The organism is Actinoplanes sp. L3-i22 (assembly GCF_019704555.1).
GTDB lineage: Bacteria > Actinomycetota > Actinomycetes > Mycobacteriales > Micromonosporaceae > Actinoplanes.
In genome coordinates, this window is the sequence record NZ_AP024745.1 from 7,824,036 (window position 1) to 7,837,373 (window position 13,338).

At 73.7% G+C, this 13,338-nt stretch carries 13 protein-coding genes; 11 read left to right on the forward strand and 2 right to left on the reverse strand.

What is annotated here, in order from left to right; all coding sequences use genetic code 11:
• The first annotated feature begins 2 nt into the window (after positions 1 to 2).
• Positions 3 to 1,022, forward strand: coding sequence for a 5'-3' exonuclease H3TH domain-containing protein (locus L3i22_RS35155; protein ID WP_255657394.1), 1,020 nt, complete (start codon positions 3 to 5; stop codon positions 1,020 to 1,022).
• A gap of 123 nt (positions 1,023 to 1,145) precedes the next feature.
• Positions 1,146 to 1,979, forward strand: coding sequence for an alpha/beta fold hydrolase (locus L3i22_RS35160; RefSeq protein WP_221321794.1), 834 nt, complete (start codon positions 1,146 to 1,148; stop codon positions 1,977 to 1,979).
• 646 nt (positions 1,980 to 2,625) lie between these two features.
• Here L3i22_RS35160 and L3i22_RS35165 read toward each other — a convergent pair.
• Positions 2,626 to 2,814, reverse strand: a complete 189-nt coding sequence (locus L3i22_RS35165) for a hypothetical protein (protein ID WP_221321795.1) — start codon at positions 2,812 to 2,814, stop codon at positions 2,626 to 2,628.
• Positions 2,815 to 2,903: 89 nt separating this feature from the next.
• Here L3i22_RS35165 and L3i22_RS35170 point away from each other — a divergent pair, with 89 nt between their 5' ends.
• From L3i22_RS35170 to L3i22_RS35210, 9 genes are all read left to right on the forward strand, one after another.
• The gene (locus L3i22_RS35170; RefSeq protein ID WP_221321796.1) at positions 2,904 to 3,989 is read left to right on the forward strand and encodes a hypothetical protein; all 1,086 of its coding nucleotides are present in this window, start codon (positions 2,904 to 2,906) and stop codon (positions 3,987 to 3,989) included.
• Entirely contained in the window at positions 3,986 to 4,501 is a 516-nt protein-coding gene (locus tag L3i22_RS35175) for a SigE family RNA polymerase sigma factor (protein ID WP_221321797.1), read from the forward strand. The genes L3i22_RS35170 and L3i22_RS35175 overlap by 4 nt, the downstream gene beginning before the upstream one ends.
• Positions 4,498 to 5,613 carry an acyltransferase gene (locus L3i22_RS35180; RefSeq protein WP_221321798.1) on the forward strand — a complete coding sequence of 372 codons (1,116 nt, stop codon included), beginning with the start codon at positions 4,498 to 4,500 and terminating at the stop codon, positions 5,611 to 5,613. Before L3i22_RS35175 ends, L3i22_RS35180 begins: the two co-directional genes overlap by 4 nt.
• The gene (locus L3i22_RS35185) at positions 5,571 to 6,113 is read left to right on the forward strand and encodes a hypothetical protein (RefSeq protein WP_221321799.1); all 543 of its coding nucleotides are present in this window, start codon (positions 5,571 to 5,573) and stop codon (positions 6,111 to 6,113) included. The genes L3i22_RS35180 and L3i22_RS35185 overlap by 43 nt, the downstream gene beginning before the upstream one ends.
• Positions 6,114 to 6,122: 9 nt before the next feature.
• Entirely contained in the window at positions 6,123 to 6,818 is a 696-nt protein-coding gene (locus L3i22_RS35190; protein WP_255657395.1) for a PIG-L deacetylase family protein, read from the forward strand.
• Complete coding sequence (locus L3i22_RS35195) at positions 6,815 to 8,143, forward strand: glycosyltransferase (RefSeq protein ID WP_221321800.1); 1,329 nt, start codon at positions 6,815 to 6,817, stop codon at positions 8,141 to 8,143. Before L3i22_RS35190 ends, L3i22_RS35195 begins: the two co-directional genes overlap by 4 nt.
• An 89-nt stretch (positions 8,144 to 8,232) precedes the next feature.
• Positions 8,233 to 10,389, forward strand: coding sequence for an ATP-grasp domain-containing protein (locus L3i22_RS35200; protein ID WP_221321801.1), 2,157 nt, complete (start codon positions 8,233 to 8,235; stop codon positions 10,387 to 10,389).
• The gene (gene wecB / locus L3i22_RS35205) at positions 10,386 to 11,555 is read left to right on the forward strand and encodes a non-hydrolyzing UDP-N-acetylglucosamine 2-epimerase (protein ID WP_221321802.1); all 1,170 of its coding nucleotides are present in this window, start codon (positions 10,386 to 10,388) and stop codon (positions 11,553 to 11,555) included. Before L3i22_RS35200 ends, wecB begins: the two co-directional genes overlap by 4 nt.
• Entirely contained in the window at positions 11,552 to 12,244 is a 693-nt protein-coding gene (locus tag L3i22_RS35210; RefSeq protein WP_221321803.1) for an HAD family hydrolase, read from the forward strand. The genes wecB and L3i22_RS35210 overlap by 4 nt, the downstream gene beginning before the upstream one ends.
• 84 nt (positions 12,245 to 12,328) lie before the next feature.
• Here L3i22_RS35210 and L3i22_RS35215 read toward each other — a convergent pair whose 3' ends face one another.
• Complete coding sequence (locus L3i22_RS35215) at positions 12,329 to 13,297, reverse strand: DUF5937 family protein (protein ID WP_221321804.1); 969 nt, start codon at positions 13,295 to 13,297, stop codon at positions 12,329 to 12,331.
• Positions 13,298 to 13,338: the final 41 nt, after the last annotated feature.

Consider the following 13,338-nt stretch of genomic DNA (forward strand, 5'->3'; position numbering starts at 1 on the left):
GGGTGCCGGACACGGGTGGGTTGCTGCTGGTCCTCGATGGCAACAGCCTGCTGCACCGGGCCTTCCACGCCAGCGACGGATCCCTCGAGCCCGCGCCCGCGCTGCGCGGCCTGATCGGCTACCTCGCGCGCGCCGCCGCCCAGCTGCGGCCGGACGCGGTGCTGGTCGGCTTCGACTGCCCGCGCGACTCGGCCCGCCGCGTCGACCACCCGGACTACAAGGCGCACCGGCCGCCCAAGCCCGCCGACCTGACCCGGCAGCTGGAGCTCGCACCCGACCTGCTGCGCGCGTGCGGCGTGGGCACGGTCGTCCCGCCGGCCTGGGAGGCCGACGACGTGCTGGCCAGTTCCGCCGCGGCCGCCCGGGAGCTGGGCTGGAGCTCGGTGCTGATGACCAGCGACCGGGACGCGTTCGCCCTGATCGACGACACCACGTCGGTGCTGCGCATCCGCAACGGCGGCTTCGACCGCTCGGTCCTGATCGACGCCGAGTCGCTACCCGCCCTCTACGGCGTCCACCCCTGGCAGTACACGGATTTCGCCGCGTTGCGTGGCGACCCTTCCGACAACCTTCCGGGGGTACGTCGTTTCGGCGCCCGAACCGCAGCCCGCCTGCTGGAGGCGTTCGGCTCGGTCGACGAGGCCTGGGCGGCCGACCCCACTACCCTGCGTGACGCCGTCGGCGAGCAGGCGGCGGTGAGTTTCCGCGCCCCCGAGGCCCGGGAGATCGTCGCCCGCAACCGCCGCCTGATGGGCATGCGCCGCGACCTGCCGATCCCGGCCCTCGACTCGGCCCGCCTGCCGCTGGACTACCTGGTGATCCGCCGCGCCCTGCGCGAGCACGGCATCAACCTCGGCCCGTCCCTGTGGGCCCTGACCGGCGGCGACGCCCCACTCGAAGCCCTGCCGGAGGCCCCGCCGGAGCCGGTCCCGGCCTGGGCGCACACGCTGAAGCCCCGGGTCCTGCACGGCTCGATGTCCGGCCGCCGCGACCCGATCCCGGGCCAGACCGCCCTCTTCTGACCCGGCGGCCCCGGCCCGCCCCTGTCCGCCCATTTCCCTGTCCGAATTCGCGAGGTCACGGGCCTGCCTGGTGGGCGGCCCCGCCCGGGATTAGCGTCGACCGTGACGAACGGGGGTTCGCACATGCGCGAGGTCACTCTCACCGCCGGGACGGTCGAATACGACGACACCGGCGGCGACGGCCCGATCCTGGTCTTCCTCACCGGCATCTTCGTCAGCACCACCCTGTGGCGGCACGTCGTCGCCGCCCTCGCCGACGGTCACCGCTGCATCGTCCTGGAGGTCCCGCTCGGCGCGCACCGCGTCCCGATGAACCCGGACGCCGACCTCAGCTCCCCCGGCCTGGCCCGCCTGGTCGCCGACTTCCTCGACGCGCTCGACCTGCGCGACGTCACCCTGATCGGCTGCGACTGGGGCGGCGCGCAGCTGGTCGCCGCACACGGCCTCGGCAAACGCCTGGCCCGCCTGGTCCTGCTGCCCCAGGAGTCCTTCGAGAACTTCCCACCCGGCCTGCCCGGCCGCACCCTCCACCGCTCCTCGAAGATTCCCGGCGCCACGTTCCTGGCCCTGCAGACCCTGCGGATCCGCGGCCTACGCCGCTCCCCGATCAATTTCGGCCTGATGTCGAAACGCCCGATCCCGAACGACATCCTGGACGCCTGGTTGCGCCCATCCCTCACCGCCGGCCCGATCCGGCGAGACCTACTGAAATATTTACGTACGACGAGAGCCGGCGAATACGTCGACGCGGCCGCCCGCCTGACCACGTTCGACCGCCCAGCCCTGGTCCTGTGGGCCCCCGAGTCCCGCATGATGCGCCCGGAGAACGGCGCCCGCCTGGCCAGAGCCCTCCCGAAGGGCCGCCTGATCGAGGTCCCGGACAGCTACACCCTGCTGCCGGAGGACCAGCCCCAGCTGTGCGCCACCCACCTCCGAGACTTCATCGCCGCCACCTGAACCCGCACCGCCCGGCCACCGAGCCCTGCCGGCCCACGCCCCGTGCCGGCCACGCACCGTGCCGGCCACGCCCTGCGCCGGCCCACGCCCCGTGCCGGCCACGCACTGTGCCGGCCACGCACTGTGCCGGCCACGCGCCGTGCCGGCCACGCCCTGCGCCGGCCCTCCGCTCCATGCCGGCCCTCCGCCAGGGCCAGAAGCAGACCCCGCCCTCCCAGAGGGGGCTGACCGCCTCAGGTTCCATTGTCCCGGAAAGCCTCAAGATCATGACGGCCGCCTGTGGATAACCCAGCAGTGTGGACAAACGACGTTCTCCCAGGCCAGCCTGCTACGGTCTGGTGCCGCAACATCGGCCCAGCACGCGCCAACGCCCCCGGACCGCGGGCCGGACGGGCCACCGCTCGGCAACGAGCCGGCGCCCAACCACGAGCCAGCCCCCGACAACAGGCCGGCGCCCGACGACAAGCCGGCGCTCGACGACAGGCCGGCGCTCGACGACAGGCCGGCGCTCGACGACAGGCCGGCGCTCGACGACAGGCCGGCGCTCGACGACAGGCCGGCGCTCGACCGCGGGTCAGGCCCCGGCGACAGGCAAGCGCTCGACCGCGGGCCAGCCCCCGACCGCGAGCCAGCCCCCGACAACGGGCTAACGCTTGACGGCGCGGTAACGACGCAACAGCTCAGTGATCCGATCCGGATCGGCAGCCCCGTTCAACTCACTGAGCAGCTCATCCGGGCAGACCTCATAGTGGTCTCCCCACCACCGGCGCCCCTTGTTGTCATAGATCCGGTAGCCACCAGGCACCCCACGCGCCACATATCGCCGTCCGGCCATGAACGAACGCTATCCCGCAACCGTGGAACCTTTACGCAAGCCGATGCCTTTCGAAGGGTGACAAGGCATCGACCAGCGGAGGGCACTCGGTGACGGAACGCATCAGGCAGTTGCTGGACGACGCGGTCGCCGGCCTCGAACCGGCGCACCGTGACCCGCTGGCGGCCGTGGTCCGGCGCGGCCGAGCGGCCCGGCGAAAGACCGCAGCCCTGGCCGGGATCGTAACGTTCGCCCTGCTCGCCGGCGGTCTGGTCGCCGGCCAGCGGCTGATCGGCGCCACCCCGCAGCCGGCCGCGAACGGCGGCGTCGAGCAGTCGGCCACGCCGCGGGTCGTGAACGGCATGGTCGTCGCCGGCGCGATGCAGCTCCCGATCCCGGAGGGCTGGAAGGTCGTCAAGGCCAGCCCCGCCAACAAGTGCGTGACGATGGCCCGGACCATCCTGCTGATCGGCTCCGGCAACCGCGGCTGCCAGAACGCGGCGGTCGAGGTCTCCCGGGCGCGCAGCCGCAATCCCGGCGGAACCCTGATCCCCCCGGCGGACGGCACCTCCCCGCTCGACTCCGGCCTGATCACCCCGCCGGTGTCGATCACCCTGGCCGGTGGCGAGCCGGGCTGGCTGGAGTCCGGCCTGGACTCTGCGGAGATGAAGACCGGCCGCTACCCGGAGCTGAACTACTCCAACGCCCTGCTCCTGCCCTGGTCGCAGGTGCTGGTCCAACTCCGGATGGACGGCACCGGCGACCGCCCGATCATCGAGTCGATCCGGACCAGCCCGCGCCGCAGTGGGGTCCTCACGCTGCCCGCGAAGGTCGGCGCGGTCGTCCTCGTGCTCTCCGACCGGCAGGCCAGGGTGACCGCCCCGGGGACCGTCGACCAGGTGCTGCGGCTGCTGCGCCGGCAGACCGACGTCGTGCGGGACGCGGACGCCTGCGCGAGCCCGGGTCAGGAGAGCATCCGGCTGGTCGTGGACCCACCCGATCCGGTCGGGGCGAGCCCCGCGTCGTCCGGATCCCCGGTGTCGCTGTGGGGCACGAGCACGGCGGACGCCACCACGGTGATCATCGCGACCGGCGACGGCTGCCAGGAGGCGGTCTCCTCGACCGGTGGACGGGTCCGGCTGAGCGCCGCGACGCTGGGCCAGCTGACGAACCTGCTCGGGCTCGGTACGCGGTGAACGACCCGTTCGGCGAGTTCGTCGCCGCCCGATACGCCGCGCTGGTCCGGTACGGCGCGCTGCTCACCGGCGACCCCGGGCACGGCGAGGACCTCGCCCAGGACGCGCTGGTCAAGACGTACCGGGCGTGGCGCAAGCTGCACCCGGAGGGCGATCCGGAGGCGTACACCCGGCGGGTGATGACCCGGGCGGCGTGGCGGGCCGGCCGCCGGTTGTGGCGTTTCGAGATCCCCGCCGCGGTGCTGCCCGACCGGCCGGCAGAAGGCGACTTCTCCGAGCGCCAGGGCACCGCCGACGTGGTGCTGGCCGCGCTGCGGGCGCTGCCCGGCGCGCAGCGGGTGGTGCTGGTCCTGCGCTACTGGGCCGGGCTCTCCGAGCAGGAGATCGCCGTCCAGCTCGGCTGCTCGATCGGCACCGTGAAGAGCCGGGCCAGCCGGGCGATCGCGGCGCTGCGCCGGGCCGACGGGCCGCTCGCCGACGCGTTCATCCTGACCGAGGACCGACGGCGGTGACCCGGGGGAACCGGGTCGCCGGCCTGGACGGGCTGCGCGGCCTGGCCGCGCTGTACGTCGTCCTGCACCACTGCTACCTGCTCTGCTACCCCGGCTACCCGGCCAACACCGGCCCGGCCTGGGGCGGCTGGCTGATCCACGGCCGTCTGGCCGTCGTCGCGTTCATCGTCCTCTCCGGCTTCTCCCTGGCCCTCGCCCCGGCCCGGGACGGCTGGCGCCTCGGAACGGGCTTCGCCCGGCGCCGCGCGCGGCGGATCCTGCCCGCCTACTGGGCGGCGCTGCTGGTCAGCCTGGCGCTGGCGACGCTGGCCGGCCCGCTGCCGATGATCCACCCGGCCGACGGCCGGTCCGCGGTGGTCTACGCGCTGCTGCTGCAGGATTTCGTCGCCGCACCCGCCCCGAACGGCGCGTTCTGGTCGATCGCCGTCGAGGCCGCCCTGTACCTGGTGTTCCCCCTGTTGCTGCTGGTCCGCGCCCGGTTCGGCGCGGCGGCCACGATGGCCGTCGCGTGCCTGCCGGTGATCATCGCCGGCCCGGCCGGCACGACCGGTTTCACCTGGGAGATGGCCCCGCTGTTCACGCTGGGCCTGCTCGCCGCCGGGGTCGCCGCCCGCCCGCCGCGGCTGCCCTGGTGGTGGCTGACCGCCCTGGCCGCCGCCCCGGTCCTGACCGTGATCGCCTGGCGCGGCCCGGTCTGGACCGAGCGGCACTACTTCTGGATCGACCTGGCCATCGCCCCGGCGTTCGCCCTGCTGCTGATCGCGGTCGCCACCGCCCGCTCGGCCGTCGCGACCCGCCTGCTGACCGCCCGCCCGGCCGCGCTGCTCGGCCGTTGCTCCTACAGCCTGTATCTGATGCACGTCCCGGTGATCGCCCTGATCACCCACCACGTGCACCGATCATTCCCGGTCACGGTAGCCCTCGCCGCCCCCGCCGCGGTGCTCACCGCCACCCTCTTCGCCCGAGTCTTCGAGCCGCGCACCGGGAAGCAACCTGACCGGAACTCAGCCGGCGGCGGCTCCCGCCGATCGGAGGTGACGCGACCACCACCGACCGCGGAGGAATACCCATGCGTTCCGTACGATCCTCGCTCCGCCGCCGCGGTGGCCTGATCGCCACCGGCGCGGCCGCCACCGTGGTCGCGATCGTCGCCGCGCTGATGCTGAACACCGGCTCGGCCGCGGCCACCTGGAAGACCCTGGCCGGCACCCCGACCTGCGACTGCGTGCTGCAGAACAGCAAGGACAACACGTACCGGGCGGTCTTCGGCTACGTCAGCACGGCGAACTCGGCCGGCTCGATCGCGGCCGGCGACAACAACCGGGTCGTGGTCAGCGGCGGCAGCACGAAGAGCACCGCCGCGGACGTCACCACGCGTTTCGAGCCGGGCACCCACAAGGCCACGTTCGCCACCGGCTGGCTGAGCAAGGACACCGCCGCGACCTGGAACGTCGGCGGCAAGACGGTCACCGCGAACTGGCACAAGCCGACCTGCGGCACCGACGTCAGCCTGCCGGCCGGCGGCAACGGCACCGGACCGCTGATCGCGCTGATCATGGCCGGTCTGGTCGCCACCTTCGTCTTCTGGCGCAAGCGCCGTAGGGCGGTCTGACCGATAATGATGCGCAGCGTACTGGCGATCGGGGCGCACCCCGACGACATCGAGCTCGGCGTCGGCGGCACCCTGGCCGCGCACCGGGCGGCCGGCGACGCGGTGACCATGCTGGTGGTCACCGGCGGCCAGAACGGGCCCGGCGAGGTCACCGGGCGGCGGGCCGAGGCCGAGGCGGCCGCCCGCAACCTGGACTGCCGGCTGCTCTGGGGGCGCCTGCGGGACTGCGCGGTCGTCGCCGACGCGGACACCATCATGGTGATCGAGAACGCGATCCGGGAGACCGAGGCCGACGTCGTCTACGTGCACGCGCCGGACGACTCGCACCAGGATCATCGCGCGGTCGCCGCCGCGACGCTGTCCGCGGCCCGGCACAGCCGTCGCGTGCTGCACTACCGCAGCCCGTCCACGATCAAATTCGAGCCTTCCCTGTACGTCGACATCTCCGCCCACCTCGACCGCAAGCTCGCCGCCCTGGCCTGTCACCGCAGTCAGGTGGAGAACTCGGCGATGGTCGACCCGGAGGTGGTCGCCGCGTCCGCCCGCCACTTCGGCGCGCAGGCCCGGGTGCGGTTCGCCGAGGCCTTCGTCCCGTCCCGGTTCGTCTGGGACCTGGCCCCGTTGCCGCAGCTCACGATGGCCGAAATGCCCGCCTACGAGGAAGAGGCCGAGATGCCCGCCTACGAGGAACAGAGCGTGCGATGACCGCCGGCGGACGCCACCGGCCTCCGCGGACGCACTTCCGGGTCGCGCTGGCGGTGCACCTCGTCGTGTTCGCGGGGGCGCTGGCGCTGTTCGGCGTCGACCGCACGCTCGGCTGGGTCGCCACCGTGCTCAACCTGGTCTTCCTGGTCTTCTTCTTCCGGCACCTGGGCTTCGCCGTGTCCGCCGCCCGCTGGGCCGAGCGGGACCTCAACGCGCCGCTGGTCGGCGTGGAGACGTTCACGCCGACGGTCGCCGTGCTGGTCGCCTGCAAGGACGAGGAGCTGGTCGTCGACGGCATGCTCACGGCGCTGCTCGGGCTGGACTATCCGGCGCACGCGCTGACCGTCGTGGTGGTCGACGACGCGTCCACCGACGGGACCGGCGCGCGGCTGGACGCCCGGGCGGCGGCCGACCCGCGCCTGCGGGTGCTGCACCGCCGGCCGGGCGCCGGCGGCGGCAAGTCCGGGGCGCTCAACGACGCGCTGGCGCTGACCGACTCGGAGATCGCGGTGATCTTCGACGCCGACCATCAGCCGGAGCCGGACGTGCTGCGCCGCCTGGTGCGCCACTTCCGGGACGAGAAGGTCGGCGCGGTGATGGGCCGCTGCGTCGTGCGCAATGGCGTGGAGTCGTCGCTGGCGTCGACGATCTTCATCGACTATCTGTCCGGTTATCTGGTCAACGAATACGGACGGCAGGCGCTTTTCGAACTGCCCGCGTACGGCGGCGCGAACTGTGCCGTCCGCACGTCGCTGATCCGCGCGCTCGGCGGCTGGAATCCGGACACCGTCACCGAGGACACCGATCTGACGTTGCGGCTGCTGCTCGACGGGTATCGGGTGCGATACGACCCGTCGGCGGTCGACTTCGAGGAAGCGGTGCTGTCCTCGCAGCGGTTCTGGAAACAGCGCTACCGCTGGGCTCGCGGGCATCAGAAATGCCTGCGCGATTACTGGCGGCCCATTCTGCGCACCCCGCACCTGACCGCGATGGAGAAGCTGGAGACCATTCTCTTCCTCTGGGTCTACCACGTCCCGGTGCTGTGTGGCCTGGGGCTTCTGCTGATCGCGCTGCACGCGTTCGGCATCGGCGACTCGTCGGCGATCCAGATGATCTCGCTGTCCGCGCTGCTGTTCGCCGGGCCGTTCTGCGAATTGGCGGTCGGCCTGGTGCTCGGGCGGGTGGAACGGCGGGCGGTGTGGACGCTCGTCGGTTTCATCCCGGCGTTCGGCATGTCGATCCTGACCGCGACGAAAGCCTATTTCGAAGGCATGTGGGGCACCACCTACGCCTGGGTGAAGACCGCGCGGTCGGGGGCGACATGAGCGACCGGTTCACCCGCCGGCTCGCGGCAGAGGCAAAGACCAGAAAGACGACTTCGACGGTACGGCGTAGGCAGCTCGTCCTTTTCGAGATGTTCGCCGCCGTGGCCGGCTGCGTGGGTGGCTACGTCCTGCTGGTCGACCACGCCCGGCATTTCGAGGTCTCGCTCGCCGCCCGGATCATCGACCTGATCGGGGTCGACCGGATCTCCGGCGTGCTCGGCGACTCGTTCGTGGTCTTCGGGCCGGGGATGGAACCGGTCGTCGCCGAGATGACCGGCTCCTGCACGATCCTGAGCAGTGTCCTGGCCCTGGCCGCGCTCGCGTCCGTCGCGCTCCGGCAGCGGCCCCAGGTGCTGCCCGGGTTCCTGCTGGCCAGCCTGTTCGTGCTGGCCGCCAACCAGGTGCGCCTGGTGCTGTCCCTGCTGGCCGGCCGCTACCTGGCCGTCGACGCGCTGATCTTCTTCCACGACTGGATCGGCGCGGTCATCAACTTCGCGTACACCCTTTTCGGATTGCTCATCATGATCGGACTGACCATGTACGACGCACAGCGCGCCGAGCAGGACCGTTCCGGCCGGCACACCGCCGACCGCCCCGCCGCGTGGGCCAAGCCGGGCCTCGGGCACCGGGTGCCGGTCGCCAAGGAGGAGCCCGAGCCGGGCCTGCGGGTGGCCGCGTTCGTGCACCGGCGGGTGCTGCCGAAGGCCCTCTCGAAGCGCCTGGCCAAGCGTCGTGAGCAGCGCCGGATCGACTACCGGGTGGGGCACGAGAACGTCGCGCGCCGGGCCGAGATCATCCGGGAGCTGGCGGCGAAGGGGCTCGGGGTGCACACCGCCACGTTGCTGGCGGTGGCGTCCTACGAGACCGACACCTCGGTGCTGGACGCGCTGGCGTCGGCGGTCGCCGAGCGGCAGTGGGAGCCGGTCCACTCGGGCGACGTGATCGCGCTGCGCCTGTGGGCCCGCGCCTGGCTGATGCGCTCCCCCGCCCTGCCCGCCGCCACCCTGCCCAGCTCCACCGCGCCCGCCGGCACCCTGCCGACGTCGCCCGCATTCCCCGCCGCTTCCATGCCCGAAATTTCGGGTATTTACGGCCAAGGTCCGGCTGGACACCGCGTCGCGGCGACCGGCCGGCTCGTCGCCGTCACCGGGGCCGGTGGCCCCGCCGGGGTCGCGGTGATCCACGCGCTGCAGGCGGCCGGCGAGGAGGTCCTCGCGCTGGACGCCAACCCGGACGCGGTCGGCCTGCGCCTGGCCGGCCGGGCCGCCGTGCTGCCCCGCGCCGACCAGCCCGGATACGCCGAAGCCCTGCTCGCGATCGTCGCCGAGCACCGCCCGGCCGCGCTGGTCTGCACGGTCGCCGAGGAGTACGCGGCGCTGACCCCGCTCACCGGCCACCTCGCCGAGCTCGGCACCCGCACCTGGCTGCCGGAGCACGCCGACGTCTGCCTCGACAAGATCACCTTCGCGACGACCCTGCACCAGGCCGGCGTGCCACACCCGGTGACCGCCTGGACCGCGGAGACCGCGCACCAGGTGCCCGGCCCGTGGGTGGTCAAGCCGGCCCGCGGCCGCGGCAGCCGGGACGTCGTGCTGGTCGACGACCCGCGCGAGCTGTCCCACGCGTTCGCGTCGGTGCCCGGGGCGATCGTGCAGACCCGGCTGGGCGGGCGCGAGTTCACCGCGGACGCCCTGGTCGACCGGGACGGCCGGCTGGTCGCCTGCGTGCCGCGCTGGCGCGAGGAGACCCGCGGCGGCATCTCGGTGCAGGGCACGACGTTCGGGTCGGTCACGGTGACCGAGGTGGTGGCGGCGACGCTCCGGGCGGTGCGGCACACCGGGCCGGCGAACGTCCAGGGCTTCGTCTCCGAGCACGGCGACGTGACGATCGTCGAGGTCAACCCGCGCTTCTCGGGTGGGTTGCCGTTGACGCTCGCGGCCGGGGCCGATGTGGTGAACACGTACCTCCAAGGGATGGTGAATCCGGACGACGCGCTGCCCTCGCTGGGCTTCCGGGAGGGCCTGCGGATGGCCCGCCACTTCGCCGAGGTCTTCTACGACGCCCCGGCGCCCGAGCCTGTCTCCGCTGCTCCCGCCGCTTTCGCCGCCCCCGCCGCCTTCCCCGCTCCCGGCACCGCCGCCACACCCGGCGCCTTCGCGGCGCCGCCGATGCCGGATATTTCGGCTTTTGCGAACCACGCGCCGACCGGCGCGCCCGCTGAGCTGGGCCTGGGGCTGGCCCGATGACGCGCCGCATCCTGGTGCCGTTCGGCACCCGCCCCGAGGTGATCAAGCTGGCCCCGGTCGTCCAGGCGCTGCGCGCCGAGGGCCACGACGTCACCACCGTCGACACCGGCCAGCACCGGGACGCCGCGATGAGCGGCGACGTCCAGCGTGCCCTCGGCCTGCTCCCGGACGTCCGCCTGACCCTGCCGGACGGTCCCAGCCGCCTGGCCGCCCTGATCACCGGGGCCACCCGGGTGCTCGCCGGCCACCCGGTCGATCTGGTGCTGGCGCTGGGCGACACGCACACCGTCCCCGCCTACGCGCTCGCGGCCCGCGGCGCCGGGATCCCGTTCGGTCACCTGGAGGCCGGCCTGCGTAGCTTCAACCCGCGCAGCCTGGAGGAGGTCAACCGCCGGGTGGCCGCCGCCACCGCCCAGCTCCACTTCGCCCCGACCGCGCGAGCCGCCGCGTTCCTGGCCGCCGAGGGCGTCCCCGACCAGCGGATCTTCGTGGTCGGCAACCCGGTCGTCGACGCCCTGCGCCTCCAGGGTGTCCGCCCGGTACCGCCGGTGGACCGCACCGGCGTCCTGGTCACCGCCCACCGCGCGTCCAACGTCGACGACCCGGACCGGCTCCGGCGCCTGGCCGGCGTCCTCGAGCGGCTGACCGGAATCGGTCCGGTCCGCTTCCCGGTCCACCCCCGGACCCGGGACCGCCTGACCCGGCTCGGCCTCCTGCCCCACCTCACCGCCCTGCCCGGTCTGACCTGCGAAGATCCGCTTCCGTACGACGATCTGCTGCACGCCCTGTCGACCAGCCGCGTGGTGGTCACCGACTCCGGCGGGCTCCAGGAGGAGGCCGCCTACCTGGGCGTCCCGGTCGTCGTCCTGCGCCGGTCCACCCCGCGCTGGGAGGGGGTCGAGGCCGGCACCGCCGTGCTGACCGGCATCGGCTCGGACGACGAGGCCGCCCGCGCGGTCGCCGCGGCCCACCGCCTGAGCGCGCCGGCCGAGCTGGCCCGGATCGCCGCCCTGCCCTGCCCCTACGGCGACGGCCACACCGGCACCCGGGTCGCCCGGCTGCTCGCCGACCCGGCCCTCGACCCGCTGCTGGCCCTGGACGAGCCGGACTACACGGACGGCACCTTCCCCTGGACGGCCGGGAGCAGCCTGGCGGGGACCGCGTGATCGGCCTGGGCCGGCGACCCGCCGCGGTCGTCCTGGACCTGGACGACACCCTGTATCCGCAGGCCGCCTACCTCTACGGGGCGGCCCGCGCGGTCGCCCGCGCGGGGATCGCCGCCGGGCTGGACCCGATCCGCCTGAACCGCGCGGTCCGCCGCGAACTGCTGGCCGGTTCCGATCGGGGCGGGACCATCGACCGCGCGCTCACCGGCTACGGCCTCCCGCCCGGCCGCGCCGCCGAGCTGATCCCGGCGCTGGTCGCCGCGTTCACCACCTACCGTCCCCGGCGGCTGCCCTGCTACCCGGGCGTCCAGGAGGCGCTGGCCGAGCTCCGGGCCGGCTACCCGCTGGCCTGCCTGACCGACGGCAACCCGGTCATCCAGCGGGCCAAGCTGGACGCGACCGCGCTGGCCGGCGCGTTCACCACGATCGTGATCACCGACGAGCTCGGCGGACGCGCCGCCCGGAAGCCGCACCCGGGCGGCCTCCAGAAGATCGCCGCGGACCTGGGCGTCGACCCGGCGGACCTGGTCGTGATCGGCGACCGCCCCGGCAAGGACGTCGCCGTCGCGGCCGCCGTGGGCGCCCGCTCGATCCGGGTCCGGACCGGCGAGTACGCCGACGCCCCCGACGACCCGAGAGCCACCGCCGTGGTGGCCGACCTCGCCGCCGCCGCGGCCCTGCTCAGCTGACCGGATCCGGTCAGCCGGGTCCGGCGTTCTCGTGCGCCACGAACCGGTCAGCCCGGCCCGGCGTTCTCGTGCGCCACGAACCGGTCAGCCCGGCCCGGCGTTCTCGTGTGCGACGAGCCGGTCGGCCAGGTCCGAGCGGCGGTACAGCACCGAGCGGCCGTGCCGCGCGCTGACCAGCAGGCCGGCCGCCCGCAACGCCCGTAGATGCTGGTTCACCGCGGTCGTCGTGACCCCGAGCCGCACGGCCAGCTCGGTCGACGACGCCGGCGTCGCGAGCTGCACCAGCAGCCCGGCCCGAGGCGCGCCGAGCAGCCCGGCCAGCGCGCCCGGCGCGGGAAGCGGTTGCGGCTCCCACAGCGTCCCGAGCCCGCGCGCCCGATAGATGATCATCGGCGGCTCGTCCGGCAGGATCGGCGCCGACGCGCTGCTCGTCCACATCGACGGCACTAGCGTCACGCCACCGGTCGCCGCCCGCGTGTACTGCACCCGGGACCGCACGTGCACCTCGACCGTGTCGCCGACCATCCGCACCCGGCCGGCCAGCCCGGCGAACATCCGGGCCAGGCCGTGCTGGGCGATCTCCCGCCCACGGAAGGTCACGTCGCCGTCCAGCAGCGCGCGCATCCGCGGCCAGTGCGGCGCGAAGCAGACCTCCCAGTAGCCGGTCAGCGCGTCCAGGATGCGGTCCAGCACCGCCGGGCCGCGCAACGGCGCGGGCAACCCGGGTCCGTGCAGCAGCCTCAGGTCACGGTCGACGACATCATCCGGCGTACGGCGGATCGCTGCCAGCTCGTCCGCCAGCGGCGTGAGCGGCGACCACGGCCGGGGCGTCAGGAAGTCCGGCGTCCACAGGTCGTCGTTGACCAGCTCGACCAGCAGATCCGCGGCGAGCCGCCCGCGGACCCGCTGCAGCTCGCGGATCCACGGCAGGTGCAGCGGATAGCGCCCCGGATCCCGCCACGCGTGCAACGACAGCACCAGCTCGTTCAGCGGCGAGATCGCGAACCGCACCTCGCCCAGATCCGGCCCGGCCAGCTGATACCGCACGACCATGAAGCGGAACGCTACATCAATCGCGGCGCCGGCCGGTCGAT